The organism is Streptomyces sp. NPDC048018, from assembly GCF_043202995.1.
Classification (GTDB): domain Bacteria; phylum Actinomycetota; class Actinomycetes; order Streptomycetales; family Streptomycetaceae; genus Streptomyces.
Genome location: NZ_JBIDBK010000003.1, coordinates 881,163 through 908,018 on the forward strand (window position 1 = coordinate 881,163; position 26,856 = coordinate 908,018).

Annotated in this window: 29 protein-coding genes and 1 riboswitch; of the genes, 16 read left to right on the forward strand and 13 right to left on the reverse strand. The window is 73.3% G+C overall.

From position 1 onward, the window contains the following. Positions 1-52 precede the first annotated feature (52 nt). Positions 53-1,054, reverse strand: coding sequence for a DUF3048 domain-containing protein (locus ACGF1Z_RS15150; protein ID WP_393003864.1), 1,002 nt, complete (start codon positions 1,052-1,054; stop codon positions 53-55). A gap of 83 nt (positions 1,055-1,137) precedes the next feature. On the opposite strand from ACGF1Z_RS15150, the gene ACGF1Z_RS15155 reads away from it, so the two are divergent. Together ACGF1Z_RS15155 and ACGF1Z_RS15160 are read left to right on the forward strand one after the other, a co-directional pair. Then, positions 1,138-1,851: a lysophospholipid acyltransferase family protein gene (locus ACGF1Z_RS15155; protein ID WP_393003866.1), complete on the forward strand. Its 714-nt coding sequence runs from the start codon at positions 1,138-1,140 to the stop codon at positions 1,849-1,851. A 64-nt stretch (positions 1,852-1,915) separates the two neighbouring features. Continuing rightward, positions 1,916-2,950: an NAD-dependent epimerase/dehydratase family protein gene (locus ACGF1Z_RS15160; protein ID WP_393003868.1), complete on the forward strand. Its 1,035-nt coding sequence runs from the start codon at positions 1,916-1,918 to the stop codon at positions 2,948-2,950. 53 nt (positions 2,951-3,003) lie between these two features. Here the strand turns inward: ACGF1Z_RS15160 and ACGF1Z_RS15165 are convergent, their stop codons facing one another. From ACGF1Z_RS15165 to ACGF1Z_RS15200, 8 genes are all read right to left on the reverse strand, one after another. Next, entirely contained in the window at positions 3,004-4,581 is a 1,578-nt protein-coding gene (locus tag ACGF1Z_RS15165; protein WP_393003870.1) for an alpha/beta hydrolase, read from the reverse strand. 156 nt (positions 4,582-4,737) lie between these two features. Next, complete coding sequence (locus ACGF1Z_RS15170; protein WP_393004195.1) at positions 4,738-5,484, reverse strand: urease accessory protein UreD; 747 nt, start codon at positions 5,482-5,484, stop codon at positions 4,738-4,740. A 14-nt stretch (positions 5,485-5,498) separates the two neighbouring features. Next, positions 5,499-6,176, reverse strand: a complete 678-nt coding sequence (ureG, locus tag ACGF1Z_RS15175; RefSeq protein ID WP_393003872.1) for an urease accessory protein UreG — start codon at positions 6,174-6,176, stop codon at positions 5,499-5,501. Between the two features lie 25 nt (positions 6,177-6,201). Further along, positions 6,202-6,876: an urease accessory protein UreF gene (locus ACGF1Z_RS15180; protein WP_393003874.1), complete on the reverse strand. Its 675-nt coding sequence runs from the start codon at positions 6,874-6,876 to the stop codon at positions 6,202-6,204. A 17-nt stretch (positions 6,877-6,893) separates the two neighbouring features. After that, the gene (locus ACGF1Z_RS15185; RefSeq protein WP_393003876.1) at positions 6,894-8,615 is read right to left on the reverse strand and encodes an urease subunit alpha; all 1,722 of its coding nucleotides are present in this window, start codon (positions 8,613-8,615) and stop codon (positions 6,894-6,896) included. Next, positions 8,608-8,946, reverse strand: coding sequence for an urease subunit beta (locus ACGF1Z_RS15190; protein WP_393003878.1), 339 nt, complete (start codon positions 8,944-8,946; stop codon positions 8,608-8,610). Before ACGF1Z_RS15190 ends, ACGF1Z_RS15185 begins: the two co-directional genes overlap by 8 nt. Before the next feature lie 16 nt (positions 8,947-8,962). Then, complete coding sequence (locus ACGF1Z_RS15195; protein ID WP_376631714.1) at positions 8,963-9,265, reverse strand: urease subunit gamma; 303 nt, start codon at positions 9,263-9,265, stop codon at positions 8,963-8,965. A gap of 384 nt (positions 9,266-9,649) precedes the next feature. Next, positions 9,650-9,934: a type II toxin-antitoxin system Phd/YefM family antitoxin gene (locus ACGF1Z_RS15200; RefSeq protein WP_393003881.1), complete on the reverse strand. Its 285-nt coding sequence runs from the start codon at positions 9,932-9,934 to the stop codon at positions 9,650-9,652. Positions 9,935-9,990: 56 nt separating this feature from the next. Here ACGF1Z_RS15200 and ACGF1Z_RS15205 point away from each other — a divergent pair, with 56 nt between their 5' ends. From ACGF1Z_RS15205 to ACGF1Z_RS15215, 3 genes are all read left to right on the forward strand, one after another. Next, entirely contained in the window at positions 9,991-10,623 is a 633-nt protein-coding gene (locus ACGF1Z_RS15205; RefSeq protein ID WP_393003883.1) for an ATP-dependent Clp protease proteolytic subunit, read from the forward strand. A 6-nt stretch (positions 10,624-10,629) separates the two neighbouring features. Further along, the gene (locus ACGF1Z_RS15210; RefSeq protein ID WP_393003885.1) at positions 10,630-10,935 is read left to right on the forward strand and encodes a hypothetical protein; all 306 of its coding nucleotides are present in this window, start codon (positions 10,630-10,632) and stop codon (positions 10,933-10,935) included. Between the two features lie 315 nt (positions 10,936-11,250). Next, positions 11,251-11,448, forward strand: a riboswitch (cyclic di-AMP (ydaO/yuaA leader). Between the two features lie 3 nt (positions 11,449-11,451). Continuing rightward, positions 11,452-11,928: a C40 family peptidase gene (locus ACGF1Z_RS15215; RefSeq protein ID WP_393003887.1), complete on the forward strand. Its 477-nt coding sequence runs from the start codon at positions 11,452-11,454 to the stop codon at positions 11,926-11,928. Between the two features lie 291 nt (positions 11,929-12,219). On the opposite strand, the gene ACGF1Z_RS15220 is transcribed toward ACGF1Z_RS15215, so the two are convergent. Further along, positions 12,220-12,657, reverse strand: a complete 438-nt coding sequence (locus tag ACGF1Z_RS15220) for an ATP-binding protein (protein ID WP_393003889.1) — start codon at positions 12,655-12,657, stop codon at positions 12,220-12,222. Between the two features lie 194 nt (positions 12,658-12,851). Here ACGF1Z_RS15220 and ACGF1Z_RS15225 point away from each other — a divergent pair, with 194 nt between their 5' ends. Further along, entirely contained in the window at positions 12,852-13,262 is a 411-nt protein-coding gene (locus ACGF1Z_RS15225; RefSeq protein ID WP_393003891.1) for a VOC family protein, read from the forward strand. Positions 13,263-13,313: 51 nt separating this feature from the next. On the opposite strand, the gene ACGF1Z_RS15230 is transcribed toward ACGF1Z_RS15225, so the two are convergent. Then, positions 13,314-14,111 carry a DUF817 domain-containing protein gene (locus ACGF1Z_RS15230; protein WP_393003894.1) on the reverse strand — a complete coding sequence of 266 codons (798 nt, stop codon included), beginning with the start codon at positions 14,109-14,111 and terminating at the stop codon, positions 13,314-13,316. A 460-nt stretch (positions 14,112-14,571) separates the two neighbouring features. Further along, a complete protein-coding gene (locus tag ACGF1Z_RS15235) occupies positions 14,572-15,783 on the reverse strand; it encodes an 8-amino-7-oxononanoate synthase (protein WP_393003897.1) in 1,212 nt (403 codons plus the stop codon). A 142-nt stretch (positions 15,784-15,925) separates the two neighbouring features. Here ACGF1Z_RS15235 and bioB point away from each other — a divergent pair, with 142 nt between their 5' ends. The 10 genes from bioB to mug all read left to right on the forward strand — a co-directional run bounded on the left by bioB (position 15,926) and on the right by mug (position 26,244). Continuing rightward, complete coding sequence (gene bioB / locus ACGF1Z_RS15240) at positions 15,926-17,176, forward strand: biotin synthase BioB (RefSeq protein ID WP_393003899.1); 1,251 nt, start codon at positions 15,926-15,928, stop codon at positions 17,174-17,176. Beyond that, positions 17,169-18,449: an adenosylmethionine--8-amino-7-oxononanoate transaminase gene (locus ACGF1Z_RS15245; protein ID WP_393003901.1), complete on the forward strand. Its 1,281-nt coding sequence runs from the start codon at positions 17,169-17,171 to the stop codon at positions 18,447-18,449. Before bioB ends, ACGF1Z_RS15245 begins: the two co-directional genes overlap by 8 nt. Positions 18,450-18,591: 142 nt before the next feature. Then, complete coding sequence (gene bioD / locus ACGF1Z_RS15250) at positions 18,592-19,320, forward strand: dethiobiotin synthase (protein WP_393003903.1); 729 nt, start codon at positions 18,592-18,594, stop codon at positions 19,318-19,320. A 65-nt stretch (positions 19,321-19,385) separates the two neighbouring features. Beyond that, entirely contained in the window at positions 19,386-19,730 is a 345-nt protein-coding gene (locus ACGF1Z_RS15255) for a VOC family protein (protein WP_393003905.1), read from the forward strand. Positions 19,731-20,155: 425 nt separating this feature from the next. Continuing rightward, the gene (locus ACGF1Z_RS15260; protein ID WP_393003907.1) at positions 20,156-20,614 is read left to right on the forward strand and encodes a GNAT family N-acetyltransferase; all 459 of its coding nucleotides are present in this window, start codon (positions 20,156-20,158) and stop codon (positions 20,612-20,614) included. A 172-nt stretch (positions 20,615-20,786) separates the two neighbouring features. After that, positions 20,787-22,118, forward strand: a complete 1,332-nt coding sequence (locus tag ACGF1Z_RS15265; protein ID WP_393003909.1) for a hemolysin family protein — start codon at positions 20,787-20,789, stop codon at positions 22,116-22,118. Continuing rightward, positions 22,115-23,131 (forward strand): hemolysin family protein, encoded by a 1,017-nt coding sequence (locus ACGF1Z_RS15270; protein WP_393003911.1) that lies wholly within the window; start codon positions 22,115-22,117, stop codon positions 23,129-23,131. Before ACGF1Z_RS15265 ends, ACGF1Z_RS15270 begins: the two co-directional genes overlap by 4 nt. 219 nt (positions 23,132-23,350) lie before the next feature. Continuing rightward, positions 23,351-24,145: an SGNH/GDSL hydrolase family protein gene (locus ACGF1Z_RS15275; protein ID WP_393003913.1), complete on the forward strand. Its 795-nt coding sequence runs from the start codon at positions 23,351-23,353 to the stop codon at positions 24,143-24,145. A gap of 78 nt (positions 24,146-24,223) precedes the next feature. Then, complete coding sequence (gene purB, locus ACGF1Z_RS15280; protein ID WP_393003915.1) at positions 24,224-25,666, forward strand: adenylosuccinate lyase; 1,443 nt, start codon at positions 24,224-24,226, stop codon at positions 25,664-25,666. 62 nt (positions 25,667-25,728) lie between these two features. Continuing rightward, positions 25,729-26,244, forward strand: a complete 516-nt coding sequence (mug, locus tag ACGF1Z_RS15285) for a G/U mismatch-specific DNA glycosylase (RefSeq protein WP_393003917.1) — start codon at positions 25,729-25,731, stop codon at positions 26,242-26,244. Positions 26,245-26,383: 139 nt separating this feature from the next. Here mug and ACGF1Z_RS15290 read toward each other — a convergent pair whose 3' ends face one another. Next, the gene (locus ACGF1Z_RS15290) at positions 26,384-26,752 is read right to left on the reverse strand and encodes a hypothetical protein (protein WP_393003919.1); all 369 of its coding nucleotides are present in this window, start codon (positions 26,750-26,752) and stop codon (positions 26,384-26,386) included. Positions 26,753-26,856: the final 104 nt, after the last annotated feature.

Here is a 26,856-nt window from a genome sequence, read left to right on the forward strand (position 1 = left end):
GGGCCCGGGCGTCAGCCCGCTCCCCGCGAGCGCCGGGTCGCCGGCCCGGGGCTCATCCGGTCCCGGTGAGGAGCACCCACACCTGACCGGGCGCGAAGGTCATCGGCGCGCCCGCGGGGGTGGTGAAGGTGGTGCCGGAGTCGGCGTTCGGCCGGCTCCAGCGGGCCTCGTGGACCTTCCCGTCGCGCAGCACCTCCGCGCGGCCCGATCCGGTGGTGACGGTGTACGGGGAGACGGCGCCGAGGAAGTCGTGGAAGCGCGAGGGCCGTACGGACACGTGCTGCACCACGACGGTGGCCGGCTTCAGCGGGCCGTCGGACCGGCCGTCCATGGCGACGCGCCAGACGTGCCCGGCGGGCACCCAGGTGAAGGTGTAGCGGGCGGCGGGGAAGCGCACGGTTCGGCTGTTGACCGGTGTGCCGCCCCCGGGCGCGGGGCCGAAGCGGAAGCCGATGTCCTTGGCGTGCGTGGCGCCGGGCGCGGTCGCGAGCGCGCGGACGGGCTTGAGGTAGAGGTTGTGCGGGGCGGCCCGGCCGGGGTCGCGTGCGAAGGCGCCCGGGGTGCTGCCCTCGCTGACCAGGTGGAGCGGCGCGGCCCGCAGCAGCGGGGTGAGGGCGGTCTGGGCGCCGGAGTAGGCGAGCACCGGGCGCCCGAACTGGCGGAGCAGCGCGAGGTCGGACTCGCGGGCGCTGCGGACCGGGCCGACCCGCGCGGGCAGGTGGGACGAGTAGACGGCCATCAGCCGGGTCTGGCCGGACTCGACCTGCTCGGCGTAGACGAGGTCGGCGTCGGCGAGTCCGGTGTGTGGCCGGGCGGGCGGCACGTTGTCGATCTTGACGGCGAGGACCGGGGCGGAGCGGGCCGGCAGTCCGGTGAGCGGGGAGACCCCGCCGCGGGTCGGCGGGGTGGCCGGGGGCGGAGTGACGGGCGCGGGCGTCGGCGTCGGCTTCGAAGGGGCCGATCCGGAGCAGCCGTGAAGACCGGCGGCCGCCACGGCGCACAGTACGGCGGTGGCGACAGCGCCGGGACGCCTGTTCCCGCGCGCGGCTGTCATCGCACCCGTTCCTCCCCACCAGTGGACCACGGGGGCGCCCTTGGTTACAAAGGGAGCTGCTGCCGCGCGAACGGGGGTTGTCGGTGTTCTACCACGTCCTGAAGCACGTCCTGCTCGGGCCGCTCCTCAAGCTGCTGTTCCGGCCGAGGGTGGAGGGGCTGGAGCACGTTCCTGAGGAAGGCGCGGCGATCGTCGCGGGGAACCATCTGTCGTTCTCCGACCACTTCCTGATGCCGGTGGTGCTGAGCCGCCGGATCACCTTCCTCGCCAAGCAGGAGTACTTCACCGGTCCCGGTCTCAAGGGGCGGCTGACCGCGGCCTTCTTCCGGAGCGCGGGCCAGATCCCGGTGGACCGCTCGGGCAAGGAGGCGGGGCGGGCCGCGATCCGCGAGGGCCTCGGTGTGCTCGGCCGGGGCGAGTTGCTGGGGATCTACCCGGAGGGCACCCGCTCGCCCGACGGGCGCCTCTACAAGGGGAAGGTCGGGGTCGCGGTGATGGCGCTCAGGGCGGGCGTGAAGGTGGTGCCGTGCGCGATGGTCGGCACCTTCGAGATCCAGCCGCCGGGCCGGGTCCTGCCCCGGATCCGCCGGGTCACCATCCGCTTCGGCGAGCCGCTGGACTTCTCCCGCTTCGCGGGCCTCGCGGACGAGAAGGCGGCCGTCCGTGCGGTGACGGACGAGATCATGTACGAGATCCTGCGGCTGTCCGGCCAGGAGTACGTGGACGAGTACGCGGCGAAGGTCAAGGCCGCGGAGACCCCCGAGGGGCCCCGGAAGTTCCCCGGACCGGGACGCTGAGGGCGGATCCGCGCACGGCGTAAGGTGCTGGGCCGCCCGGCTCGGGACCCGTAGCGTCCCCTGCATGACCAAGGGAAACGCGTTCGTGCTGGGAGCGACGGGACAGATCGGGCGGGCGGCCGTACGGGCGCTCGTCGAGGACGGGTGGGAGGTGACCGCCGCCTCGCGCCGGGGCGGCCGGGACGAGAAGTGGCCGGCGGAGGTCCGGTCGGTGGCGGTGGACCGGGACGAGGACGGGGCGCTGGCGGCGGCGCTCGGCACCGGGACGGACGTGCTGGTGGACGTCGTGGCCTACGACGCCGGGCACGGACGCCAGTTGACGGGGCTGGCGGACCGGATCGGGTCGGCCGTGGTCATCTCCAGCTGCACCGTCTACGAGGACGACCGGGGGCGGAACTTCGACACGCAGGAGGAGCCGGACGGGTTCCCTGAGTATCCGCTGCCGATCCCGGTGACCTGGCGCACGGTCGCGCCGGGCCCGCGCTCGTACAGCACCCGGAAGGCGGCCCTGGAGCGGGAGGTGCTCGCGGCGGGGGAGCGGCTGCCGGCGACGGTGCTGCGGGCCGCGGCCGTGCACGGTCCGCACTGCCCCGCGCCGCGCGAGCTGTGGTTCGTGAAGCGGGCGCTCGACGGGCGCCCGGTGCGGATCCTGGCGGAGGGCGGGCGGTCGGTCTTCCACCCGGTGCACGTCGACAACCTGGCCGAGCTGATCCGCCTGGCCGCGGCGCGGCCGGGGACCCGTGTGCTCAACGGCGGTGACCCGGTGGCCCCGACGGTCGCGGAGATCGGCGCGGCGGTCGACGCGGTGATGGGGGTGACGAGCGAGACGATCCTCTTCGACGGACCGCCCGGGAAGGACCGGGTCGGCGGCACCCCGTGGACGGCCCCGCATCCGGTGGTCTGCGACATGACGGCCGCGGAGCGGGAGCTGGGCTACCGGCCGGTGGTGACGTACGAGGAGTCGCTGCCGGGCACGGTCGAGTGGCTCGCGGCCGCGGTCGCGCGGCAGGACTGGCGCGAGGCCTTCCCCGGTCTGGTGAAGTACGGGGTGGACTTCTTCGACTACGCGGCGGAGGACGCCTGGCTGGCCTCGCGGTGAACGGCGGAGGGGCGGCCGCCGTGCGGCGACCGCCCCTCGCTGTGCTGCGGGTGTTACGGCTGCGGCGTGGCGTGCGGAGCACACGTCACGTCACGGCTGTCCACCTTGCCGGTGAGCAGGTACGTCTCGACCTTCGGGTTGATGCAGGAGTTCACCAGGCCGGTGACCCCGTGCGAACCCGCGTCCTTCTCGGTGATGAGACGCGAGCCCTTGAAGCGCTTGTGCAGCTCGACCGCGCCGGCGTACGGCGTGGCCGCGTCCCGCTCGGACTGGACGATCAGCACCGGCGGCAGGCCCTTGCCGGTCTTGACCTCGGTCGGCTTCTGGCGCGGCGCGGACCAGGTGGCGCACGGCAGGTTCATCCACGCGTTCGCCCAGGTCATGAAGGGGTACTGGGCGTGGAGGCGGGAGTTGTCCCGGTCCCACTTCTTCCAGCTGGTCGGCCAGGGCGCGTCGGCGCACTCGACGGCGGTGTAGACGGCGTTGCCGTTCTCCGACGCGATGTTGCCGGCGGTGTCGGTGAGGTCCGCGGCGGCCCCGTCGATGAGCGGCTGCGGGTCACCCGCGGCGTACGCGCTCCAGGCCTCCGCGACCGGGGCCCACGACGAGTCGTAGTACGGGGCGCTCTGGAAGAAGCCGATGAGCTCGGCCGGTCCGACCTTGCCGCCCAGGGGCGCCTTCTTGGCTGCGGCGCGCAGGGTGACCCACTGCTGCTGGACCTTCGCCAGGGTGTCGCCGAGGTGGTAGGTGGCGTCGTTCTGGGCGACCCAGTTCATCCAGTCCTTGAGGCGGCCCTCGAAGGCGATGTCCTGCTCGAGGTTGGCCTGGTACCAGATGTTGCTCTTCTCCGGGTTGACCACGCTGTCGACGACCATGCGGCGCACGTGGGTCGGGTAGAGCGTGCCGTACACGGCGCCGAGGTAGGTGCCGTAGGAGACGCCGACGAAGTTGAGCTTCTTCTCGCCGAGCGCGGCCCGGAGGACGTCGAGGTCGCGGGCGGTGTTGCGGGTCGTCATGAAGGGCAGCATGTCGCCGCTCTTCTCGGCGCAGCCCTTGGCGTACTCGGCGGCCAGCTTGCGCTGGGCGAGCTTGTCCGCCTCGCTGTCCGGGACCGGGTCGGCCTTCGGACCCTTGACGAACTCGGTCGGGTCGACACAGGAGATGGGCGCCGAGTGGCCGACGCCGCGCGGGTCGAAGCCCACGAAGTCGTAGGCCTTGGCGGTGTTCGCCCAGATCTTGTTCTTGGTGGTGACCCGGCGCGGGAAGCGCAGGCCCGAGCCGCCGGGGCCGCCCGGGTTGTAGAGCAGCGCGCCCTGGCGCTCGGCCGGGGTGCCGGTGGCACCGATCCGGTCGACGGCGATCCTGATCTGCTTGCCGTTGGGCTTGGCGTAGTCGACCGGGACGGTGACGAAGCCGCACTGGATCGGCTTCTCGAGGCCCCAGTCCGCCGGGCAGTCCTGCCAGTCGATGCCCGCCTTCGCGGCGCGGGCGGCGGCGACGGTGGCGCCGCGCGCCTCGTCGTCACGGTGGTGGCTGCTCTGGGCGTTGGCCGCCGGTGCGGCCATGGCCCCGGCTATGAGCGTGGCCGTGACCAGCGTGCCGGCAGAGCCGAACACAGCTGTACGTCTCAAGTGGTCCCTCCCCCTTGCGGGCGCCGCCCCCGTGGCAGCGCCGTGTTCTGTGTTGTCCGGGGGATCCTTTCGTCAAGGTGGCCTCGGGTGAAAGGGCGTACACCTGTTTCTTTGCCGAACCAATAACCGGAGACCGGTGTACCGCTGAGCGGAACGTCACCGGCCGCCGGTGAGCAGGACCAGTGCTTCGTCGAGCACGCGCCGCAGGGCGAGGGCGTCGGGTGCCGCGGCGGTGAGGAGTGCGGCGGGCCCGGCGAGGGGGACGAGCACGGCATGCTCGCCGAGCAGCCGAGCCGCCACCGGCTTCTCGGTGAACTCCGGTTCGACGACAAGGAGTTGGCCGGTGGCCCGGCGGTCCGCGAGGACCGCCGGGCCGTCCCAGCCGCCGGGCGCCCCGGGACCGAAGCGCAACTCCTGGTCGAGCAGCGGGCGCCCGGCACGGCGCACGGTCAGCCGGGTGGTGAGGGTGCCGGGCGGCTCCCCGTGCCGGCCGAGGACCTGCTCCTCTCGAAGGACGAGACGCGCGGTGGGGGCGAGCTCGACCGTCGTGCGCATGCTGAGCGTGGATCCGGCGGCGGAGACCAGCTGTTCGGGCAGCCAGCGCAGCTCCGCGTCCGCACCGACGGCGAGCGTCACGTCGTACGTCGCCGGGGCGGCGGACCGCCCGGGCAGGGCGACGGTCGCCGCCGCGGCGTCGACGAGCAGCCGCGCGCCGTCCCGGACGTCCGCGCGGAGGGCGAGCCGGTCGCCGCCGAGCGGGGCGCTCATCGCGCCGACGACGGTGACGCGGGCGTACGGGCCGGTGGCGCGCGTGCGGCGCAGGGCGAGGGGGCCGTCGCTCTCCAGGACCGGGAGGCTGCCGTCCGCCGCGGCGGTGATGCGGGCGGTGGCGGCGAGGCTCATGCGGTCGGGCAGGCTCATGCGGTCCAGTCCGCGAGGCGGGCCCGGACCCAGTCGGCGACGGGCGCGACGCCCTCCTCCGAACGCAGGGACGTGAAGGCGACGGGCAGTTCGCCGCGCTGCTCCTTGGCGTCCCGGGCCATCCGCTCCAGGTCCGAGCCGACGTACGGGGCGAGGTCGGTCTTGTTGATCACGAGCAGGTCGGCGGTGGTGACGCCGGGGCCGCCCTTGCGCGGGATGTCGTCTCCGCCGGCGACGTCGATGACGAAGATCTGGGCGTCGACGAGGCCCTTGGAGAAGATGGCGGTGAGGTTGTCGCCGCCGGACTCGACGAGGATCAGGTCGAGCGGGCCGACCGAGTCCTCCAGGTCCTCGACGGCTTCGAGGTTGGCGGAGATGTCGTCACGGATCGCGGTGTGCGGACAGGCGCCGGTCTCGACGGCCTGGATGCGCTCGGGCGGCAGGACCGCCTCACGGAGCAGGAACTCGGCGTCCTCACGGGTGTAGATGTCGTTGGTGACGACGGCGAGGGAGAGGGAGTCGCGCAGGGTGCGGCAGAGGGCGGCGACGGTGGCGGTCTTGCCGGAGCCGACGGGGCCGCCGAGGCCGATGCGCAGGGCGCGGCGGGTGCCGTCGGGCCGGTGGGCGTCGGCGGAGACGGCGGGGCCGTGGTCGTGGCCGTGATCGAGGTGCATGAGGGCTCCTTGCGGGGGCGGGGGGTCAGGAGGCGAAGAGGCGGACCGGCCAGGACGCGTGCTGCTCGGCGGTCAGGTCGAGCAGCGGGGCGGAGGCCGCGGGCAGGGCGTCCAGGCCCTCCACGAGGGCGACGGCGGCGCGTTCGGCGGCCTCGGCGGCCACCTCGTCCATGGCGGGGGCGAGGCGGGCGAGGACCGCGGTGGCCTGGAAGGGGTCCAGGCCGAGCAGCCGCACGGCCGCGGTCGCCGGACCGCCGACCGTCTCGTACGCGACGCAGTGGGCGGCGTCCTCGGGGCCGAGCCCGGCCGACCGGGCGGCGGTCCCGAGGACCACCGGCTGGTGGGCGCCGCGCGGGAACGCGGCGGCCAGCCGGTCGAGTTCGGGGCCGGGCCAGGCGGCGCGGGCGGCCCGCATCAGCTGCCGGCCGAGCCGGCGGGCGACGGCGCGCAGGGCGGGCGACGGGGTGCGGGCGTCGGCGGCGGTGTCGAGCTCGTGGAGGTCGGCGCCGAGGGCCGCGGCGGCGGCGAGGCCGGCCGAGGTGAGACCGGTGGTGTGCAGCCGGCCGCGGCAGAACGCCTCCAGGTCGGCGGCGTTCCTGAGCCGGCCGGCCTTGACGGCGGCTTCGGCGCCGCCCGAGTGGGCGTGCCCGCCGGCGGGGAACCGCCCGTCGGCGAGCACGAGGAGTGCGGATCGGGACATCTCGGGTTCTTCGCCGCTCAGAAGAGGAAGTAGCGCTGGGCCATGGGAAGTTCGTGGGCGGGGGCCGGTTCGACGTGCTCGCCGTCGATGGTCACCGAGAAGGTGTCGGCGTCGACCTCCACCCGGGGCAGGGCGTCGTTCTCCCGCATGTCGGCCTTGGTGACCCGCCGGGTGGAACCGATGGCGGTGAACTCCTTGTTCAGGCCCAGCCGCTGCGGCAGGTCGTCCTCGATCGCCGCCTGCGCGACGAAGTTGACCGAGCCCGCCGCGGCGGCCCGGCCGAGCGCGCCGAACATCGGCCGGGGCAGCACCGGCTGGGGGGTGGGGATGGAGGCGTTGGCGTCGCCCATCTGCGCGTAGGCGATCTGCCCGCCCTTGACGACGACGAGCGGCTTGACGCCGAAGAAGGCGGGCTCCCACAGCACCAGGTCGGCGAGCTTGCCGGGTTCGACCGAGCCGACGAGGTGGCCCATGCCCTGCGCGACGGCCGGGTTGATCGTGTACTTGGCGACGTAGCGCCGGGCCCGGTGGTTGTCGGCCGCCCCGTCGCCGGGCAGCGCGCCGCGCCGCTTCTTCATGACGTGGGCGGTCTGCCAGGTCCGCATGATCACCTCGCCGATCCGGCCCATGGCCTGGGAGTCGGAGGAGATGATCGAGATGGCGCCCAGGTCGTGCAGAACGTCCTCGGCGGCGATGGTGGAGGGCCGGATGCGGGACTCGGCGAAGGCGAGGTCCTCGGGCACGGCCGGGTTCAGGTGGTGGCAGACCATCAGCATGTCGAGGTGTTCCTCGATGGTGTTGACGGTGTGCGGCCGGGTGGGGTTGGTGGAGCTGGGGAGCACGTACGGCTCGGAGACCACGGTGATGATGTCCGGCGCGTGTCCGCCGCCCGCACCCTCGGTGTGGTAGGCGTGGATGCTGCGTCCGGCGATGGCGGCGAGGGTGTCGGCGACGAAGCCCGCCTCGTTGAGGGTGTCGGTGTGGATGGCCAGCTGGGCGCCGGTCTCCTCGCAGACGCCCAGACAGGCGTCGATGACGGCGGGGGTGGCTCCCCAGTCCTCGTGGATCTTGAATCCCAGGGCGCCGCCGCGCAGTTGGGAGTGCATGGCCTCGCGGGACATCGTGTTGCCCTTGCCGAGCAGGCCGATGTTCACGGGGAAGGTGTCGAGCGCCTCGAACATCCGGGCCATGTGCCAGGGGCCGGGGGTGATCGTGGTGGCCTTGGTGCCCTCGGCGGGTCCGGTGCCGCCGCCGACGAGGGTGGTCACGCCGGTGGCGAGGGCCTGTTCGACGACGGTGGGCGAGATGAAGTGCACATGGGTGTCGACGGCGCCGGCCGTGACGATCCGGCCGTTGCCGACGATCACCTCGGTCTCGGGGCCGATGACGAGTTCGGGGTGGACCCCGTCCATGGTGTCGGGGTTGCCGGCCTTGCCCAGGGCGGTGATCCGGCCGTCGCGGATGCCGATGTCGGCCTTGACGATCCCCCAGTGGTCGATGACCACGGCACCGGTGATGACGGTGTCGGGCGCGCCTTCGGCCCGGGTGGTGCGGGACTGGCCCATCGACTCGCGGATGACCTTGCCGCCGCCGAAGACGGCCTCCTCGCCGGCGCGTCCGGGGCCGCCGGAGCGGTCCTCCTCGATCTCGACGAGCAGGTCGGTGTCGGCGAGCCGGATGCGGTCGCCGGTGGTGGGGCCGAACAGGTCGGCGTAGACGGCGCGGTGCAGCTCAGGCACGCTCGCCCCCCTTGGTCTCGTCGTGGTCGAGGGGTCCCGCGGTCCCGCCGCGCAGGCCGGGCACGATCCTGCGGCCGGCGATCGGCACGAGTTCGACCTCGACGGGGATGCCGGGTTCGAAGCGGACGGCGGTGCCCGCGGCGATGTTCAGGCGCAGACCGCGGGCGGCGGCACGGTCGAAGTCGAGGCCCGGGTTGGCCTCGGCGAAGTGGTAGTGGGAGCCGACCTGGACGGGCCGGTCGGCGGCGTTGAGGACGGTGAGGCGGGTGACGGGGCGGCCCTCGTTGAGGGGCACCGGCCCGTCCCCGTAAAGGATCTCTCCGGGGATCATCGGCGACGGCCCGCTTTCACACGATCGGGTCATGGACGGTGACGAGCTTGGTCCCGTCGGGGAAGGTGGCCTCGACCTGCACGTCGTGGATCATCTCGGGGATGCCGTCCATGACCTCGTCACGGGTGATCACCTTGCGTCCGGAGGCCATCAGCTCGGCGACGGTGCGGCCGTCCCTGGCCCCTTCGAGGACGTGCGAGGTGATGAGCGCGACGGCCTCGGGGTGGTTGAGTCGCACACCGCGCGCCCGGCGCTTCTCGGCCACGTCGGCCGCGACATGAATGAGCAGACGCTCCTGCTCGTGGGGGCTGAGTTGCACGCTTCCACCTCACTGTCTTCCACCGGGTGACTCACCCGGACAGCAGCGGACCATAGCGATCTTCAACACTCTGTTGAGCCACGAGACGGGCCGCGGGATCAGACATTGCAGGTTAGGGCGGAAGTTTTTCCGGCTCGTTAACTCGCGCTTTGCATGTGCATGGACATCAGCCCGTGCCGGCCGTCCTCCGGCATCCCGGCGTCGGCGTCCCCGAAGAGCGCCTGTCGGACGGGGAACCCCCGGGCGAGCGCAAGGGGGTTTTGGCCATGCGGCCGGGCGACACGCCGGCCGCATGAGCCCGTTTCCGGTCCGCCCCGACGGTCCGCGGGCCGGGAGCCCGCCGCGGACCGCCCCTCGCCCCTGCCCTGCGCCACCCGGCGCGCGTCACGCGTCGGGCGCGCCCGGATCGCGGTGGTGGGCGGCGATGCCGAAGCGGCGCTGTTCACCCGGAGCGGACGTGATGCTGCGGACGGAGGAGAGCGAGCTGATCACCTGCTCCTCGGCAGGCGCCTCCGCCGCCTCGAGTCGTTCCAGGTCAGCGGCGGAGACGAGGGCGACGAGCGGCTTGCCGTGCCGGGTGACGACCACGCGCTCACCGCCGTAGACGACGCGGTTGATGAGGTCCGCGAGCTCTGCGCGCGCTTGCGTCACCGGAATCTCATAGGCCATGCTCCTCATCTTACGGGCTGTACGTCCTGTACATTTTTTACAGAAGGGGGAGCGCCATGCGTCCCGCCATGCGATATGTCCTTCCGGAGTTCACCGAGCGCACGAACTTCGGGACCCGCACCCTCGACCCGTACTCGAAGCTGCTCGAGGAGCGGATCGTCTTCCTGGGCACCCCGGTCGACGAGACCTCGGCCAACGACGTCATCGCCCAGTTCCTGCATCTCGACCACTCCGCGCCGGAGCAGGTGATCAGCCTCTACATCAACTCCCCCGGCGGTTCGATCAGCGCGATGACCTCGATCTACGACACGATCCGCACCGTCTCGTGCGAGGTGGAGACCATCTGCCTGGGCCAGGCGGTCGGCCCCGCCGCGGTGCTGCTCACGGCCGGCTCGCCGGGGCGCCGGCTCGCCCTGCCGGGGGCCAGGATCGTCCTCCAGCAGCCCACGCTCGACGAGCCGTTGCACGGACAGCCCAGCGATCTCGACATCCACGCGCGGGAATTGCTGCGTCAGCGCGCGCTGGTGGCCGGACTGCTCGCGGAGCACACCGGGCAGGATCTCGACCGGATCGACGCCGACATCGACCGGACCACCGTGCTCGACGCGGCGGGGGCCGTGACGTACGGGCTGGTGGACCACGTGGTGAAGAGCCGTCGCTCGTCCGCGGGCACCGTCGGCGAGAGGTGAGACCCGATGGTCCCGGAGTTGCCGCCGCTGCCCGCGCTGACCCGCGCCGAGGGTGAGTTCGTGGACGCGTACCTCGAAGTCGTCGACCTCCTCGGAAGGATCAATCCATCCAGGACATCGCATACCTATGGGGCCCTGAGGGCCGCTCAGGCCCTGGTCGGGCGCGCGACGGCACTCCGGGACGCCGTGACGCTCATGCATGTGCGAGGCGAGAGCGAGGTCCACGCGGCCACATTGGCGCGTGCGCTAAGGGTGTTGGACGGAGAGCGGCGCTCAGGGCGCGTCACCGTCCCCGAAGAGTCGTCGAGTTGACAGTGCGGCGTGTCGTGTCGAGGTCCACTCGGGGCACACGAGCCGCAGAATCGCTCCCCCGTTCGGCGTAGTCGACGAATCGACATAGAGCTCAGGCGAGTTGCGCAACAGGTCTACACATTTAGCGGAATCGGGCATTCCATCGCTGGTGAACGGCTCGTCGGGCAAACCTCCGAAGATCACGAAACCTGACTGTCCACTCGAATGGATCAGTCGTGAGGAGCCTCACATATCGCTGTTTCAGCTCGGATTTCTACCCGACTGTGAGTCAAGATCCCTGTCGACGACAAGCCCCCGCCACCCGAGGCGGGGCGGTCCGGGCGGACGCCGAGTCCTGCCGCTGTCCCGGACGTCTGGTCGACAGGAGTGGATCGGCAGGAGTGGAGGACCCGAGCAACACGGGACGTGCCCGCAAGGGTGACGTCCCTCGGGGTGAAGCCGCAGCCGCGGCCGGGCATCTTCGCCTGCCCGAACCCGACAGGTCATCCTTCACAGGCGGCTGACGAAGGGTTGCGCATGACTGCGCAGATTCATGTCCCGTCCCTGCTGTCCCGGGCCGGAGCCGTCTCGGCTCTCACCCTCGCCGCCGTCGGCGGCACGCTGCTCGCCCCAGGAGCGGCGCCGGAGGCCCAGGCCGCGAGCTCGTACGCCAACACGGCTCTGGGCATCGCCGCCTCGAAGAAGGGATCGCCTTACAAGTACGGGGCCGCTGGGCCCAGCAGGTTCGACTGCTCGGGCCTCACGCTCTACTCGTACAAGAAGGCGGGCAAGACACTGCCCCGCACCGCGCAGCAGCAGTACAACAAGACGCGTCACATCACGGCGTCCAGCCGCCAGAAGGGGGACCTCGTCTTCTTCCATTCCGGCGGAAGGGTCTACCACGTCGGAATCTACGCGGGTAACAACAAGATCTGGCACTCCCCGAAGACCGGCTCCTGGGTGAAGCTCGACCGGATCTGGACGTCGAAGGTGCTGTACGGCCGCGTCCGCTGACCAGCGGACCCCGCCGTCCCGCGCCCCGCGAAGGGCCGCCACGCGAGGGCGCCGCGGGCCGCCCCACCCGGCGCCCGTCCCCCGGCCGCCCCGCGCCCCCCGTCCCCGGGGTCGCGGGGACGGCGCCGCCCTCCGCGGGGCCGGCCCCGGGAGACCGGTCGGCCCCGCCCCCGCGGAGGGCGGCGCCGGTCGGATGGCCGACCGGGCCGCCGGGCGGTACGGTCGCCCCATACGGGCCCGGTGCGACGCCGACCGGGCGGAGCGGGCTCGCCGCGGCGGGCCGGAGCCGCTCTACCGGGGCGTCAGCGCCACGGCCGTCCAGGGCAGTCGGATCCAGACCGTCTTGCCGCCCTCGGGCGTCGGCTCGACCGAGAGGCGGCCGCCCGCCTCCGCGGCGAGCCAGCGGATGATGACCATGCCGCGCCCGTTGTCCTGCTGGACGGCTGCCGGGAGGCGCCGGGGCCAGCGCGGATGGCTGTCGGTCACGCCGATGTGCAGCTGCTCGTCGCGTTCGAGGCGGAGGTCGACCGTGAAGGTGGGCGACTGACCGAAGGTGTGCTGCACGGCGTTGGTCGCCAGCTCGGAGACGATCAGCCGGACCGCGTCCGCCGTCTCGGTCGAGCTCCCGAGGCCCCAGGAGGTGAGGACCTCGGCGACGTGTCTCCGCGCGGCGGACACCGAGGCGGGATCGCTCGGCAGAGTGACGGTTGCTTCCAGGTGGTCTGCCATGGCGACGCTGTCCCTTTCCCACCGGGCCCCGCCCGGATTGCACTTCGCGTCAGAGTGCCACCGATCGTGCCGCCCTGCCCGGCGATCCACCAGGACGGGCGGATATCTGTCGCCCGAAGCGGTGAAGCGTGCAACGGGCGAGCGGATCCCGACTCGGCGTGCCTGTAAGGCCCTTGAGCGGGCACACGGGTCCCATGACCGTGTCCAAGAGCACCGTTCTCGTCCTCGACAGCAGCGATCCCGAACCCCTCGCCCGCTTCTACGCCACCCTGTTGGGCGGCACCGTCGAACCGGCCGCGGGCGATCCCGATCTGCTCCTGGTCTCCTCCCCCACCGGCATCGTCCTCGGCATCCAGCGCGACCTGGGCCAGGCTCCGCCCAGCTGGCCCCGGCCGGAGGACTCCCAGCAGGCCCACCTGAGGATCCTGGTCGCCCCCGACGCCCTCGACGAGGCCGAACGCGAGGCCATCACCCTGGGCGCCCGGCCGGTGGCGGCGGAACTCGACGGCACCCGCCTCGACCGGCGCTCCGCCGTACGCCGCTGCACCGATCCGGCCGGGCACGCCTTCGTCATCGCCGCCGTGCCCGGAGTCCCGGCGACATGACCGGGCAGCCGCCCCCTGTCCCGTCCGGCGCCGGTCCGGGCGCCGGCGCCGTCACGGCCTGCGCGGGTCCGCGTGGCGGGTGGCCGCCGCCAGCACCACGGTGATGCTGATCAGCAGGGACCACGCGCCGAACTTCTCCACGCCGACGGGCTGCCACCCGTGGAGCTGGTACGGATAGCGCCAGGCGCCCAGGTAGGTGGCGAGGTTCTCCGCCAGCCACAGGAAGAAGCCCATCAGGACGAACGACAGCGCCAGCGGAATCCGCAGGCGGGCACCGCGCACCGTGAACCGCACGGAGGTGCCCGCCGTGACGCCCACCAGGATCGCGGCCAGGGGCCAGCGCACGTCCGGCAGCCAGTGATGGGTGAAGAAGTTCAGGTAGATCGCCGCGGCCACCACCGCCGTCGACCCGGGCCGGTAGCGGACCAGCTCCAGGTCGAAGAGGTGCCAGGCCCGGCAGACGTAACTGCCGACGGCGGCGTAGAGGAAACCCCCGTACAGCGGGACGCCGGCGAACTTGAGCACGGCCGTCTCGGGGTAGCTCCACGAGCCGAGCGACACCTTCACCAGCTCGAAGGCCAGGCCGATGACATGGCACACGCCGATGACGGCGACGTCCCGGCCGGACTCCCAGCCGCGCATCCAGAAGAGCAGCGTGAGCAGCACCCCGTACACGACGAGCAGGTCGTAACGGGCCACCGGAAGCCCGGGCAGCAGGGTCGACGCCGCGACCCCCGACAGCAGCGCGATCGCGAAGGCGCAGGCCCGGGTCTGCGTCCAGGCGAACACGAACAGGCGGCGGGCGGCCGAGGCCAGGAGCCCTGTGACGGGAACGGGGAGGGTCGGCATGGTGCGCTCTAGGACGAGCACGACGGGCGGTGCGGTTGCGGGGCGGCCGGTGCGGGTGCTGACGGCCGGCGCGCTCGCGGAACGGCACGCACGGGTCCGGGACAGCCAGCGCGCTCCCGGAACGGCCGGTGCGCGTCCGGACAGCCGGCGCGTTCCCGGAACGGCCGGTGCGCGTCCGGACAGCCGGCGCGTTCCCGGAACGGCCGGTGCGGGTGCGGACGGCCAGCGCGTTCGCGGAACGGCGCGCACGGGTGCTGACGGCCGGCGCACTCCGGAACAGCCCGCACGAATGCGGGCAGCCGGTGCGGCTGCGGCCCGTCGGCGCGTTCGCGGAACGGCCGGCGCGCTCGCGGACCGAACGGCCGCGCCTACCGGGCGGCCTCACGTCTGCCGGCGGCCGGCGCCGCCCACGGCGGGCAGGCGCGGGACCGCCGGCCGGCCGGGACGGCGGCGAGGGGTGTCAGCCCGCCGCACCCTGCGGGGCCGTGCGGACGATGGTGGCGACCGCGCGCTCGATCTCCTGGTCCGTGAGGTCCGCGCGGGCGGTCAGCCGGAGGCGGGAGATGCCGTCCGGCACCGACGGCGGACGGAAGCAGCCGACGGCGAGGCCGAGTTCCCGGCAGTCGGCGGCCCAGCGCAGCGCCTCGTTGGGGCCCGGGGCGCGGACCGAGACCACGGCCGCGTCGGGACGTACGGCGGTCAGGCCGGCCTCGGTGAGGAGCCGGTGGAGCGTGCCCGCGACCGTGCGGGCCCGGTTCGCGAGGCCCGGCTCGGCCGCGATCAGCCGCAGGCTCGCGAGGGCGGCGCCCGTGGCGGCCGGGGCGAGCCCCGTGTCGAAGATGAAGGTGCGGGCGGCGTTCACGAGGTGCTCGATCACCCGGGCGGGGCCCAGGACCGCACCGCCCTGGCTGCCCAGCGACTTGGAGAGGGTGAGGGTCGCGACGACGTCGGGGTCGCCCGCGAGCCCCGCCTCGTGGAGGGCGCCGCGTCCGCCGGTGCCGAGCACGCCGAGCCCGTGCGCGTCGTCGACGACCAGGCCCGCGCCGTGCGCCCGGCAGGCGGTCGCGAGCGCCGCGAGTGGTGCCTTGTCGCCGTCGACCGAGAAGACGGAGTCGCTGACCACGAGCGCCGGGCGGTCGGGATGCGCACCGAGCGTCTTGGCGACGGCCTCCGGGTCGGCGTGCGGGACGACCGCCGTCTCGGCGCGGGACAGCCGGCAGCCGTCGACGATGGAGGCGTGGTTGCCCGCGTCCGAGACGATGAGCCCGTCCCGGGCGGACAGCGCGGTGAGCGCGGCCAGGTTCGCGGTGTATCCGGACGAGAAGACGAGCGCCGCCTCGAAACCGCTGAACTCGGCGAGTTCGCGCTCCAGCCGGGCGTGCAGCCGCGTCGAGCCGGTGACGAGCCGCGAGCCGGTGGAGCCGGCGCCCCAGCGGCGGGCCGCCGCGGCCGCCGCCTCGGTGATCTCCGCGCGCCGGGTGAGGCCCAGGTAGTCGTTGCTCGCGAGGTCGAGCAGGTCCGACTCGGCCGCCCGGGGCCGCAGGGTCCGTACGAGACCGGCCTCCGCGCGCTGCCGTGCCGCGGTCTCCGTCCAGGCGAAGGCGGCCCCGCGGGGGTCCGGGTCCTCCCTCGGCTCCGGCACGTCCTGCGGGTCCTCGGCGTACGGCGGCATGGCAGATCCTTTTGTAGGCAGCCCACAGACCCTAACCGGCCGGGACCGAGGACATGGTGTGGCCATACACACACATCGAACCGGTCTGTTTGTTCTTCTCTTCCTTGGCCCCGGGGCGTGCCGTAGGTAAGGATCAGCCCTTATGGACCTGCTGAACACCCTGGTGGAGAAGGGGCTGCGGCGCGAGCTGCCGACCCGCGAAGAAGCCCTCGCCGTACTGGCGACATCCGACGACGACCTGCTCGATGTGGTGACCGCTGCCGGCAAGGTGCGCCGTCAGTGGTTCGGGCGTCGGGTGAAGCTCAACTATCTGGTCAACCTGAAGTCGGGGCTGTGCCCCGAGGACTGCTCGTACTGTTCGCAGCGGCTCGGCTCGACCGCCGGCATCCTCAAGTACACGTGGCTCAAGCCCGACGAGGCTTCGGCCGCAGCGGCGGCCGGTGTCGCGGGCGGCGCGAAGCGGGTCTGCCTGGTGGCGAGCGGCCGCGGTCCGACGGACCGTGACGTCGAGCGCGTCGGCAGGACCATCGAGGCGATCAAGGAGCAGAACGAGGGCGTGGAGGTGTGCGCCTGTCTCGGTCTGCTGTCCGACGGCCAGGCGGAACGGCTCAAGGAGGCCGGTGCCGACGCGTACAACCACAACCTCAACACGTCCGAGGGGACGTACGGGGACATCACGACCACCCACACCTACGCGGACCGCGTGGACACCGTGCAGAAGGCGCACGGGGCCGGCCTGTCGGCCTGCTCGGGCCTGATCGCGGGCATGGGCGAGAGCGACGAGGACCTGGTCGACGTGGTGTTCGCGCTGCGCGAGCTGGACTCCGACTCGGTGCCGGTCAACTTCCTCATCCCCTTCGAGGGCACGCCGCTCGCCAAGGAGTGGCACCTCACGCCGCAGCGCTGCCTGCGGATCCTGGCGATGGTCCGGTTCGTCTGCCCGGACGTCGAGGTCCGTATCGCCGGCGGCCGCGAGGTGCACCTGCGGTCGATGCAGCCGCTGGCGCTGCACATCGCCAACTCGATCTTCCTGGGTGACTACCTCACCAGCGAGGGCCAGGCCGGCCAGGCGGACCTCGACATGATCGCGGACGCCGGCTTCGAGGTGGAGGGGGCGGGCACGACGACGCTCCCGGCCCACCGGGCGGACGCCCTGGCCGCGGCGGCCGCCGGCGGCTGCGGCTCGCACGCGGAGGCCGGTGGCGCCTGCGGTTCCGCCGCCCCGGCCGGCGGCGGCTGCGGCTCCCACGCCGAGGCGGGCGGCGGCTGCGGGCCGTGCGGCGGGCACGCCGAGGTGCCGGCGGCGGCGACCGCCCCGGCCTCGGAGGCCCGGACGGACCTGGTGGCCGTGCGCCGCCGGGGCGCCGGTACGGACCTCGCGCCGAATGCGTAACGACGAACTCCTCGCCCTGGACCGGGCGCACGTCTGGCACCCGTACGGCCCCATGCCGGGCCGTACGGATCCGCTGGTCGTCGCGTCCGCGTCCGGGGTGCGGCTCAGGCTCGCCGAACCCAGCGAGGGCCGGACCGAGTTGATCGACGGCATGTCCTCGTGGTGGTCGGCCGTCCACGGCTACAACCACCCGGTGCTCAACGAGGCGGCGCGCGGTCAGCTCGACCGGATGAGCCACGTCATGTTCGGCGGGCTCACCCACGAGCCCGCCGTCCGGCTCGCCTCGCGCCTCGTCGAGATCACGCCCGGGCCGCTGCAGCACGTGTTCCTCAGCGACTCGGGGTCGGTCGCGGTCGAGGTCGCGGCCAAGATGTGCCTGCAGTACTGGCGCTCCGTCGGGCGTCCCGGCAAGCACCGGCTGTTCACCTGGCGCGGCGGCTACCACGGCGACACCTGGCAGCCGATGTCCGTGTGCGACCCCGAGGGCGGCATGCACGAGCTGTGGTCGGGGGTGCTCCAGCGGCAGGTGTTCGTGGAGGCGCCGCCGGCCGAGTACGAGGAGTCGTACGCGGAACTGCTGCGCGAGGCCATCGGGCGGCACGCGGACGAACTGGCCGCGGTCGTCGTCGAGCCGGTCGTGCAGGGCGCGGGCGGCATGCGCTTCCACAGCGCCGAGTACCTGCGGGTGCTGCGGGAGGCGTGCGACGCCCACGACGTGCTGCTGGTCTTCGACGAGATCGCGACCGGGTTCGGGCGCACGGGCGCGCTGTTCGCCGCCGACCATGCCGGGGTGTCCCCCGACGTGATGTGCGTCGGCAAGGCGCTGACCGGCGGCTATCTGTCGATGGCCGCCACCCTCTGCACCGGCCGGGTCGCCGAGGGCATCTCGCGCGGCGAGGTCCCCGTCCTCGCCCACGGGCCGACCTTCATGGGCAACCCGCTCGCCTCGGCGGTCGCCCTCGCCTCCGTGGACCTGCTGCTCGGGCAGGACTGGCAGGTCGAGGTCAAGCGCATCGAGTCGGGCCTGCGGGAGGGCCTCGCCGCTGCCGCCGACCTGCCGGGGGTGCGGGAGGTCCGCGTCCTGGGGGCGATCGGGGTGGTCCAGCTCGACCACGACGTCGACATGGCCGCCGCCACGAGCGCGGCGGTCCGCGCCGGGGTCTGGCTCCGCCCGTTCCGCGACCTCGTCTACACGATGCCGCCGTTCGTGACGGGGGACGAGGACGTGGCGAGGATCTGTGCGGGAGTGACGGCCGCAGCGGCGGCGGGCTGAGCCGGCCGGGGGGGTGGGGCGCCGCCCCGCCGCCCCCGTGGGGGCTCGTCGACGCAGGGGGTAGTCCGTGCCCCGGGGGCGGGAGGGGGTTCCGTGCCCTGGGGACGGAGTGGAATTGATCGGTTGAGAGGACATCAGCTTCATGAGCGTCATCGTCGTCAGCGGCACCGGCACCGAGATCGGCAAGACCGTCGTCACCGCCGCCCTCGCCGCCGTCGCCACCGCCTCCGGGCGGTCCGTCGCCGTGCTCAAGCCGGCGCAGACGGGCGTCGGCCCCGACGAGCCGGGGGACGTGTCCGACGTGCTGCGGCTGTCGGGGGCCACGACCGGGGCGGAACTGGCACGTTTCCCCGAGCCGTTGGCTCCCGGGACCGCGGCGCGCCGGGCCGGGATGGCGCCCGTCCGGCCCGACGCCGTCGCGGCGGCGGCGCGCGAGCTGGCGGCCACGCACGACCTCGTGCTCGTGGAGGGCGCGGGCGGGCTGCTCGTGCGCTTCGACGACGAGGGCGGGACGCTCGCGGACGCGGCCCGGCTGCTCGGGGCGCCGGTGCTCGTGGTGGTCCCGGCCGGGCTCGGCACGCTCAACACGACCACCCTGACGGCGGAGGCGCTCCGCGCACGGGGCGTCGAGCAGCTGGGCGTGGTCATCGGCAGCTGGCCGGAGGACCCGGATCTGGCCTCGCGGTGCAATCTGGCGGACCTTCCCGAGGAGGCGGACGCGCCGCTGCTCGGGGCCGTTCCGGCGGGCGCGGGCGCGCTGACGGCGGAGGAGTTCCGGTCGGGGGCCGCCTCGTGGCTGGCTCCCGCGCTGGGTGGTGTCTGGGACGCGGCGGCGTTCACCGCGGGAGCGGGGGCGGCAGCCCGAGCCTGAGCCCGCGCGCCCGGCACGGGGCGGGACCGGGCCTTGCGCCGGATGCACGGCCGTACGCTGACCGCATGCGTGCCCGAGTTCAGGAGATCGTGTTCGACTGTGCCGAACCGGCCGCCCTCGTGCGGTTCTGGGCGGCCGTCCTCGGCGGGGCTCCGGTCGACCGGAGCCCCGCCTGGTCGTACGTCGACCCGCCGGGCTTCGTGCGGCTTGCCTTCCAGCAGGTGCCGGAGGGCAAGGCGGTGAAGAACCGGGTCCATCTGGACGTGGAGGTGGCCGATCCGTCGGCGGCGGCCGAGGAGGTGGCGCCCCTGGGCGCCCGCCGGTCGGGTGGTCTCGTGACCGACGAGCAGGGTTCCTTCCAGGTGATGCTCGATCCTGAGGGAAACGAGTTCTGCTTCGTGACCGGGTGAGCGCCGGTCACCGCGGGTCCGCCCGTCAGGAGGATGCGTCGGGTGCCGTCCTGCCGTTTCTCCGCCACCGTGCTCACGGCCGGCACCGGGAGCGCATGGCGGTCCCGCTGCCGCCGCGCCGAGAGGTCCGGTGCGACCGACCTACCCGATCCGGGGCGCCGGCCACCCGGGGGGTCAGCCGCGTTCCCGTGGCTCGTCGCCGCCGCGCGGGGCATCACCTCGGCGGCCGGGGGCACGATCGTGCCCGACGCTGCCTTCAGGGTCCATGTGCTGCTCGCGCGCGAGGCGACGGCGGCCGCGCTGAGGAGAATCCCTGGAGGCCTTCGGTCCGGTGCCCGGGCGGTCGCGCGCGGCCGAGGGCCACGACGCGTCTGAGGGGTGAAACAGGCTCGACGCGTGGGAGGGTCCGGTGGTGGGATTCCGGCATGGAGGATCTTCGGATACGGGCCGCGGTGGCGGCCGACATCGACGCCGTGCTCGCCTTCTGGGCGGCGGCGGCCGAGGGGACGAGCATCAGCGACGACCGGGCCGGGGTGGCTCGGCTGGTCGAGCGCGACCCGGAGGCGCTGCTGCTGGCGGAGCGGGTCGGGGCGACGGCCGAAGGGCCGGGCGGGGCGGAAGCGGAGCTGGTGGGGACGGTGATCGCCGGGTTCGACGGATGGCGCTGTCATCTGTACCGGCTCGCGGTCCATCCCGGGCACCGTCGCCGTGGGATCGGCGGCGCGCTGCTCGCCGCGGCGGAGGAGCGTTTCGTCCGGCTGGGAGGCCGGCGCGCGGACGCGATGGTGCTGGACCGGAACGCTCTGGGGGAGACCGCGTGGCGGGCGGCGGCGTACGGACCGCAGGACCAGTGGACGCGCTGGGTGAAGCCGCTGGCCGGCTGACCCGGAGCGCTTTGCCGATCCTTTACCATGGTGTGCAGAATCGATCATCTATCGAAAGGTGTGAGCGTCCGCCCATGGGCGAGCCTCCCAGTACCCGTTCCCCGAGCCGACATCGCGCGGTCCTCCCCTCCCTGACTGATCATGGGACTCGTCGAGGGACGGAGGTGAACCGATGATCGAGGTGCTGCTGCTCCTGGTGGCGCTGCTCCTCGCCCTCGCCTGTGGCGCCTTCGTGGCGGCCGAGTTCTCGCTCACCACCGTCGAGCGCTCCGAGCTGGAGGCCGCCGCCGACCGGGGCGAGCGCGGCGCGTCCGGCGCCCTGAAGGCGGTCAGGTCGCTCACCTTCCAGCTCTCCGGCGCCCAGCTGGGCATCACCGTCACCAATCTGGTCGTCGGCATGCTCTCCGAGCCGTCGATCGCCGCGCTGATCCGCGGCCCGATCGAGGCCCTCGGACTGTCGCCCTCGGTCGCCTCCTCGGTGGCCCTGGTGCTCGGCACCGCCCTGTCGACCGTCGTCCTGATGGTCGTCGGCGAGCTGGTGCCCAAGAACTGGGCGATCTCCTCCCCGCTGGCCGTCGCCAAGGTGGTGGGGACCCCGCAGCGCGTCTTCAGCGCCGCGTTCAAGCCGCTGATCGGCCACCTCAACAACTCGGCCAACCATCTCGTGCGCCGTTTCGGCCTGGAGCCCACCGAGGAGCTCGCATCCGCCCGCTCCCCGAAGGAGCTGGTGGCGCTGGCCCGGCACTCCGCCAAGGAGGGTGCGCTGGAGGCCGACACCGCCGAGCTGTTCGTCCGCACCCTCAACCTGGCCGAGCTCACCGCGGAGAACGTGATGACCCCGCGCGTCCAGGTCACCGCCCTGGAGGTGCAGGCCACCGCCGAGGACGTCGCCAACGCGACCCGGGCGACGGGCCTGAGCCGCTTCCCCGTCTACCGCGGCAGCCTGGACTCGGTCGTCGGCATCGCGCACATCAAGGACGTGCTCGCGATACCGGCCGGGGAACGGCCGCACCGGAACGTCGGCGACCTGCTGCGCGAACCGCTGCTGGTCCCCGAGAGCCTGACCGTGGACAAACTGCTCGACCGCCTGTCCGGGAAGCAGACGATGGCCGTCGTCATCGACGAGTACGGCGGCACGGCCGGCGTCGCGACCCTGGAGGACATCGTCGAGGAGGTCGTCGGCGAGGTACGCGACGAGCACGACCCGCACGAGACGCCGGACCTGGCGCAGGCGGGCGAGGACGCCGACGGCCGGACGCTGTGGTCCGCGGACGGCGCGGCCCGCACCGACCAGCTGGAGGCCATCGGCCTGCGCGTGCCGGAGGGGCCGTACGAGACCCTGGCCGGCGTGCTGGCCACCGCGCTCGGCCGGATCCCGGTCCTCGGTGACCACGTGGAGCTGGCCGGCTGGCGCCTCGACGTGGTCGACGACACGGGGCGCCGGGCGGCCCGTGTGCTGCTGCACGCCCCGCTCCCCGACCCCCGTGAGGAGGCCGGCCGATGACCGTCGTCCAGCTGCTCATCGGCCTGGCGACCCTGCTCGTCAACGCCTTCTTCGTCGGCGCGGAGTTCGCCCTGATCTCCGTGCGCCGCAGTCAGATCGAACCGCTCGCGGAGGCCGGCGACCGCCGGGCCCGCAGCGTCATCTGGGGTCTGGAGCACGTCTCGGCGCTGCTCGCGGCCGCCCAGCTCGGCATCACGTTGTCCACCCTGGTCCTCGGCATCGTCGCCGAGCCGGCCATGGCCCATCTCCTGGAGCCGGTCTTCGACGCCGTCGGCGTGCCGCACGGCCTGGTGCACCCGATCTCGTTCGTGATCGCGCTCACCGTGGCCACGTATCTGCACATGCTGCTCGGCGAGATGGTCCCGAAGAACATCGCGCTGGCCGAACCGTCCCGCGTGGCGCTCCTCCTCGGCCCCCCGCTGGTGGCCGTGACCCGCGCGCTGCGCCCGGTGATCTTCACCATCAACGCCTTCGCCAACGGCATCCTGAAGCTGCTGCGGGTGGACGTGAAGGACGAGGTCGCCGCAACCTTCTCGGACGACGAGCTGGCCCGGATGGTCACCGACGCCGGTGACGCCGGCCTGCTCGACGACCGGGCGGCCGAGCGGCTGCACGACGCCCTGGAGCTGGGCCGGCGCCCGGTGCGCGACGTGGTGATGTCGGCGGAGAAGGTCGTCTACGCCCAGATCGACACGACTCCCGAGCAGTTGGAGGCGCTGTCGGCGCGGTCCGGATTCTCCCGCTTCCCGGTCGTCGACTCGGAGCACCGCATCCTGGGTTATCTGCACGTGAAGGACGCCCTGGACGTCACCCCGCGCGACCTGCCGTTCCCGGTGGCCTCGCTGCGGCCGATCGCCCGCGTGCGGGCGGCCACACCGCTGGACGACGTCCTCACGGCGATGCGGCGCAGCCGGACCCATCTGGCGGCCGTCATCGACGACGACGGCCGGCTGGCCGGTCTGGTGACGATGGAGGACGTCCTGCGCGAGCTGGTGGGCCGCCCCGCGGCGTGATCCCGGCCGCGTGACGGAGGGCCCCGGGACGGCATCCCGGGACCCTTCGGCGTGCCGGAGCAGGCACGCCGGAGCCACGAGCGCTCTCGGCGCACGCTCGCCGCACCGCCAGGCGTCCGGGGCCGACCCGCCCGGGGCCGACCCGTCCGGGGCCCACCCGCCCGGGACCCGACCCGTCCGGGGCGGGCACGCCATACCGGGCGGTATGATCGCGGGGCCATGGAGATCAATGCCACGTACACCAGTCTCGTCGCCGTGGGCGACAGCTTCACCGAGGGCATGTCGGATCTGACACCCGACGGTTCCTACCGCGGCTGGGCCGACGTCCTCGCGGGCAGGCTCGCCGCCCGTACGCCCGGCTTCCGGTACGCGAACCTGGCCGTGCGCGGCAAGCTGATCGGCCAGATCGTCGAGGAGCAGGTGGACACGGCGGCCGCCATGAAGGCCGATGTCGTCACCCTCGTCGGCGGTCTCAACGACACCCTGCGCCCCAAGTGCGACATGGGCCGGGTGCGCGGCCTGCTGGGCGAGGCCGTCGAGCGGCTCGCCCCCTCGTGCGGACAGCTCGTCCTGATGCGCAGCCCGGGCCGCCGGGGGCCGGTCCTGGAGCGCTTCCGGCCGCGCATGGAGGAGCTCTTCGCGTACGTGGACGAGCTCGCCGCCCGGCACGGCGCCCTGGTCGTCGATCTCTACGGCGCCCCCGCGCTCGGCGACCCGCGCATGTGGGACGTGGACCGGCTGCACCTGACCGGCGAGGGGCACCGCCGGGTGGCCGAGGCGGTCTGGCAGACGCTGGGCCTGCCCGCCGAGGAGGACTGGCGCACCCCGCTCGCGCCCACTCCGCGCCCGGGCTGGGGCTCCCGCCGGGTGGCGGACGCCCGTTTCGCCAGGCAGCACCTGGGCCCGTGGATAGGGCGCCGGCTCACCGGCCGCTCGTCGGGCGACGGCCGCGCGCCCAAGCGCCCGGAGCTGCTGCCGTACGAGCTGCCGGAGACCGGCAGGACCGGGCTCTGACGTGACGCGCGTCTCGTAGCAAGCTCCAGGCCGGACCGTGGCGCTGGCCTGCAGAAACCGCCAGTAGAATCTGGACACGTGACTGCTGTGACTGCGAAGCCCCGCATCCCCAACGTCCTGGCCGGCCGCTACGCCTCCGCGGAGCTCGCCGTCCTCTGGTCCCCCGAGCAGAAGGTGAAGCTGGAGCGCCGGCTGTGGCTCGCGGTGCTGCGTGCCCAGAAGGACCTCGGGATCGAGGTTCCGGACGCGGCGCTCGCCGACTACGAGCGCGTGCTCGACCAGGTCGACCTCGGCTCGATCGCCGAGCGCGAGAAGGTCACCCGGCACGACGTGAAGGCCCGGATCGAGGAGTTCAACGCCCTCGCCGGCCACGAGCACGTCCACAAGGGCATGACCTCCCGCGACCTGACCGAGAACGTCGAGCAGCTGCAGATCCGGCTCTCGCTGGAGCTGATGCGGGACCGTACGGTCGCCGTCCTCGCCCGTCTCGGCAAGCTGTCCGGCGAGTACGCGGAGCTGGTCATGGCCGGCCGCTCGCACAACGTCGCCGCCCAGGCCACCACCCTCGGCAAGCGTTTCGCGACCGCCGCCGACGAGCTCCTCGTGGCGTACGCGCGCCTGGAGGAGCTGCTCGGCCGCTACCCGCTGCGCGGCATCAAGGGCCCGGTCGGCACCGCGCAGGACATGCTCGACCTGCTCGGCGGGGACGCCTCGAAGCTGGCGGACCTGGAGCAGCGGATCGCGGGACACCTCGGCTTCGCGCACGCCTTCACCTCGGTCGGCCAGGTCTACCCGCGCTCGCTCGACTACGACGTGGTCACCACGCTCGTGCAGCTGGCCGCGGCCCCGTCCTCGATCGCCAAGACGATCCGTCTGATGGCCGGTCACGAGCTGGTCACCGAGGGCTTCAAGCCCGGTCAGGTCGGCTCCTCGGCGATGCCGCACAAGATGAACACCCGCTCCTGCGAGCGCGTGAACGGCCTCATGGTCATCCTGCGCGGCTACGCCTCGATGACCGGCGAGCTCGCCGGCGACCAGTGGAACGAGGGCGACGTGTCCTGCTCCGTGGTCCGCCGCGTGGCCCTGCCCGACGCCTTCTTCGCCCTCGACGGTCTCCTGGAGACCTTCCTCACCGTGCTCGACGAGTTCGGCGCCTTCCCCGCCGTCGTCGCCCGCGAGCTGGACCGCTACCTGCCCTTCCTGGCGACCACCAAGGTCCTCATGGGCGCCGTGCGGGCCGGCGTCGGCCGCGAGCTCGCCCACGAGGCCATCAAGGAGAACGCCGTCGCCTCCGCCCTCGCCATGCGCGAGCAGGGCGCCGAGCGCAACGAGCTGCTCGACAAGCTGGCCGCCGACGAGCGCATCCCGCTGGACCGCGCGCAGCTCGACGAGCTGATGGCGGACAAGCTGTCCTTCACCGGTGCCGCCGCCGGCCAGGTCGCGGCGGTGGTCTCCCGCATCGAGGAGATCGTGAAGCAGCACCCGGAGGCCGCCGGATACACCCCCGGGGCGATCCTCTGACCGGAACCCCCCGGTTCTCCGCGCAGGAGCTCCAGGCCGCCCGCGACCGCCTCGTTCCCGATGTGGTCGCGGGCGGCCTTTCGGTCCTCTTCTGCGGGATCAACCCGGGTCTGATGACGGCGGCGACCGGCCACCACTTCGCCCGGCCGGGCAACCGTTTCTGGCCGGTGCTGCACCTGTCCGGTTTCACTCCGCGTCTGCTGGCGCCGGCCGAGCAGGAGGAGCTCCTCGCGTACGGCCTCGGCATCACCAACGTGGTGGCGCGGGCCACTGCGCGGGCGGACGAGCTGAGCGCGGAGGAGTACCGGGAGGGCGGGCGGATCCTCACCGAGAAGGTGCGGCGGCTGGCCCCGCGCTGGCTCGCGGTGGTCGGCGTGACCGCCTACCGCACCGCCTTCGGCGAGCGGAAGGCCGCGATCGGACCGCAGGAGCGCACGGTCGACGGGCCCTCGGGAACGACCCGCATCTGGGCGCTGCCCAATCCCAGCGGGCTGAACGCCCACTGGACGGCGCAGACGATGGCGGAGGAGTACGCCCGGCTGCGGGAGGCCGCGGGCGTGCCGGACCGGCGCGGCTAGGTCCTGTCGTCACGCTCCCGTCGTTGCCCGGGGCGCGGGGGAGGCGGGAGTGTCACGACAGGAGCTGGGTACTGTCCGGAGAGCAGCGTCGCCCGGCCGCGGGCCGTGGCGCACGAACGGCACGGTCCGGCCGCCGGGCTCAGGGCGGGTCGACGACGGTGACGCAGAGGAGGATCCGGTGCTCGTCCTCCGTGGCCCGTACGACTCCGAGGGCTATCCAGCGGCCGTCCGTCCGCCACAGCTCGACGTCGGGGGCGGCCGCGCTCACCAGGTCCCACGGTGCCGGTACGGGCTCGCCGCGGGCGGCGCGCAGCCGCACGGTGCCGAGGCCGACGTGCTGCGGCGGTCCCCAGCGGGCGGCCAGGTGGCCGGCGAGCGCCGACCGCTCCGCCTCGGTCTGCTCCTCGGAGGCGTCGGCGGCCGCTAACTCGGTCAGATGGTGCCCGCCGTCGCGGAAGGGACGTCCGCGCAGCAGGTCGACGGTCTCGACGTGGCGTGCCAGGCTCATGGGTCCAGTAAAGCGCCGGGCACTGACAGTTGGCGCTCCGTCAGGCGCCCGTCCCGGGGCGCCGGACGGCCGGGGCGGCTCCGCCTGGCGGGCCGGTGGCCCCG

Excerpts from the sequence above, each read along its gene's own strand:
- ACGF1Z_RS15270 (WP_393003911.1), top strand. The coding sequence starts at position 22,115 with ATGACCGTCGTCCAGCTGCTCATCGGCCTGGCGACCCTGCTCGTCAAC.
- ACGF1Z_RS15170 (WP_393004195.1), bottom strand. The coding sequence starts at position 5,484 with ATGAGCCTCGCCGCCACCGCCCGCATCACCGCCGCGGCGGACGGCAGC.
- ACGF1Z_RS15150 (WP_393003864.1), bottom strand. The coding sequence starts at position 1,054 with ATGACAGCCGCGCGCGGGAACAGGCGTCCCGGCGCTGTCGCCACCGCC.
- ACGF1Z_RS15180 (WP_393003874.1), bottom strand. The coding sequence starts at position 6,876 with ATGTCCCGATCCGCACTCCTCGTGCTCGCCGACGGGCGGTTCCCCGCC.
- ACGF1Z_RS15245 (WP_393003901.1), top strand. The coding sequence starts at position 17,169 with ATGCGTAACGACGAACTCCTCGCCCTGGACCGGGCGCACGTCTGGCAC.
- ACGF1Z_RS15275 (WP_393003913.1), top strand. The coding sequence starts at position 23,351 with ATGGAGATCAATGCCACGTACACCAGTCTCGTCGCCGTGGGCGACAGC.
- ACGF1Z_RS15160 (WP_393003868.1), top strand. The coding sequence starts at position 1,916 with ATGACCAAGGGAAACGCGTTCGTGCTGGGAGCGACGGGACAGATCGGG.
- ureG (WP_393003872.1), bottom strand. The coding sequence starts at position 6,176 with ATGCACCTCGATCACGGCCACGACCACGGCCCCGCCGTCTCCGCCGAC.
- ACGF1Z_RS15205 (WP_393003883.1), top strand. The coding sequence starts at position 9,991 with ATGCGTCCCGCCATGCGATATGTCCTTCCGGAGTTCACCGAGCGCACG.
- ACGF1Z_RS15260 (WP_393003907.1), top strand. The coding sequence starts at position 20,156 with ATGGAGGATCTTCGGATACGGGCCGCGGTGGCGGCCGACATCGACGCC.
- ACGF1Z_RS15265 (WP_393003909.1), top strand. The coding sequence starts at position 20,787 with ATGATCGAGGTGCTGCTGCTCCTGGTGGCGCTGCTCCTCGCCCTCGCC.
- ACGF1Z_RS15215 (WP_393003887.1), top strand. The coding sequence starts at position 11,452 with ATGACTGCGCAGATTCATGTCCCGTCCCTGCTGTCCCGGGCCGGAGCC.
- ACGF1Z_RS15200 (WP_393003881.1), bottom strand. The coding sequence starts at position 9,934 with ATGGCCTATGAGATTCCGGTGACGCAAGCGCGCGCAGAGCTCGCGGAC.
- ACGF1Z_RS15210 (WP_393003885.1), top strand. The coding sequence starts at position 10,630 with ATGGTCCCGGAGTTGCCGCCGCTGCCCGCGCTGACCCGCGCCGAGGGT.
- ACGF1Z_RS15255 (WP_393003905.1), top strand. The coding sequence starts at position 19,386 with ATGCGTGCCCGAGTTCAGGAGATCGTGTTCGACTGTGCCGAACCGGCC.
- ACGF1Z_RS15290 (WP_393003919.1), bottom strand. The coding sequence starts at position 26,752 with ATGAGCCTGGCACGCCACGTCGAGACCGTCGACCTGCTGCGCGGACGT.
- ACGF1Z_RS15230 (WP_393003894.1), bottom strand. The coding sequence starts at position 14,111 with ATGCCGACCCTCCCCGTTCCCGTCACAGGGCTCCTGGCCTCGGCCGCC.
- ACGF1Z_RS15225 (WP_393003891.1), top strand. The coding sequence starts at position 12,852 with ATGACCGTGTCCAAGAGCACCGTTCTCGTCCTCGACAGCAGCGATCCC.
- bioD (WP_393003903.1), top strand. The coding sequence starts at position 18,592 with ATGAGCGTCATCGTCGTCAGCGGCACCGGCACCGAGATCGGCAAGACC.
- ACGF1Z_RS15190 (WP_393003878.1), bottom strand. The coding sequence starts at position 8,946 with ATGATCCCCGGAGAGATCCTTTACGGGGACGGGCCGGTGCCCCTCAAC.
- ACGF1Z_RS15235 (WP_393003897.1), bottom strand. The coding sequence starts at position 15,783 with ATGCCGCCGTACGCCGAGGACCCGCAGGACGTGCCGGAGCCGAGGGAG.
- ACGF1Z_RS15220 (WP_393003889.1), bottom strand. The coding sequence starts at position 12,657 with ATGGCAGACCACCTGGAAGCAACCGTCACTCTGCCGAGCGATCCCGCC.
- bioB (WP_393003899.1), top strand. The coding sequence starts at position 15,926 with ATGGACCTGCTGAACACCCTGGTGGAGAAGGGGCTGCGGCGCGAGCTG.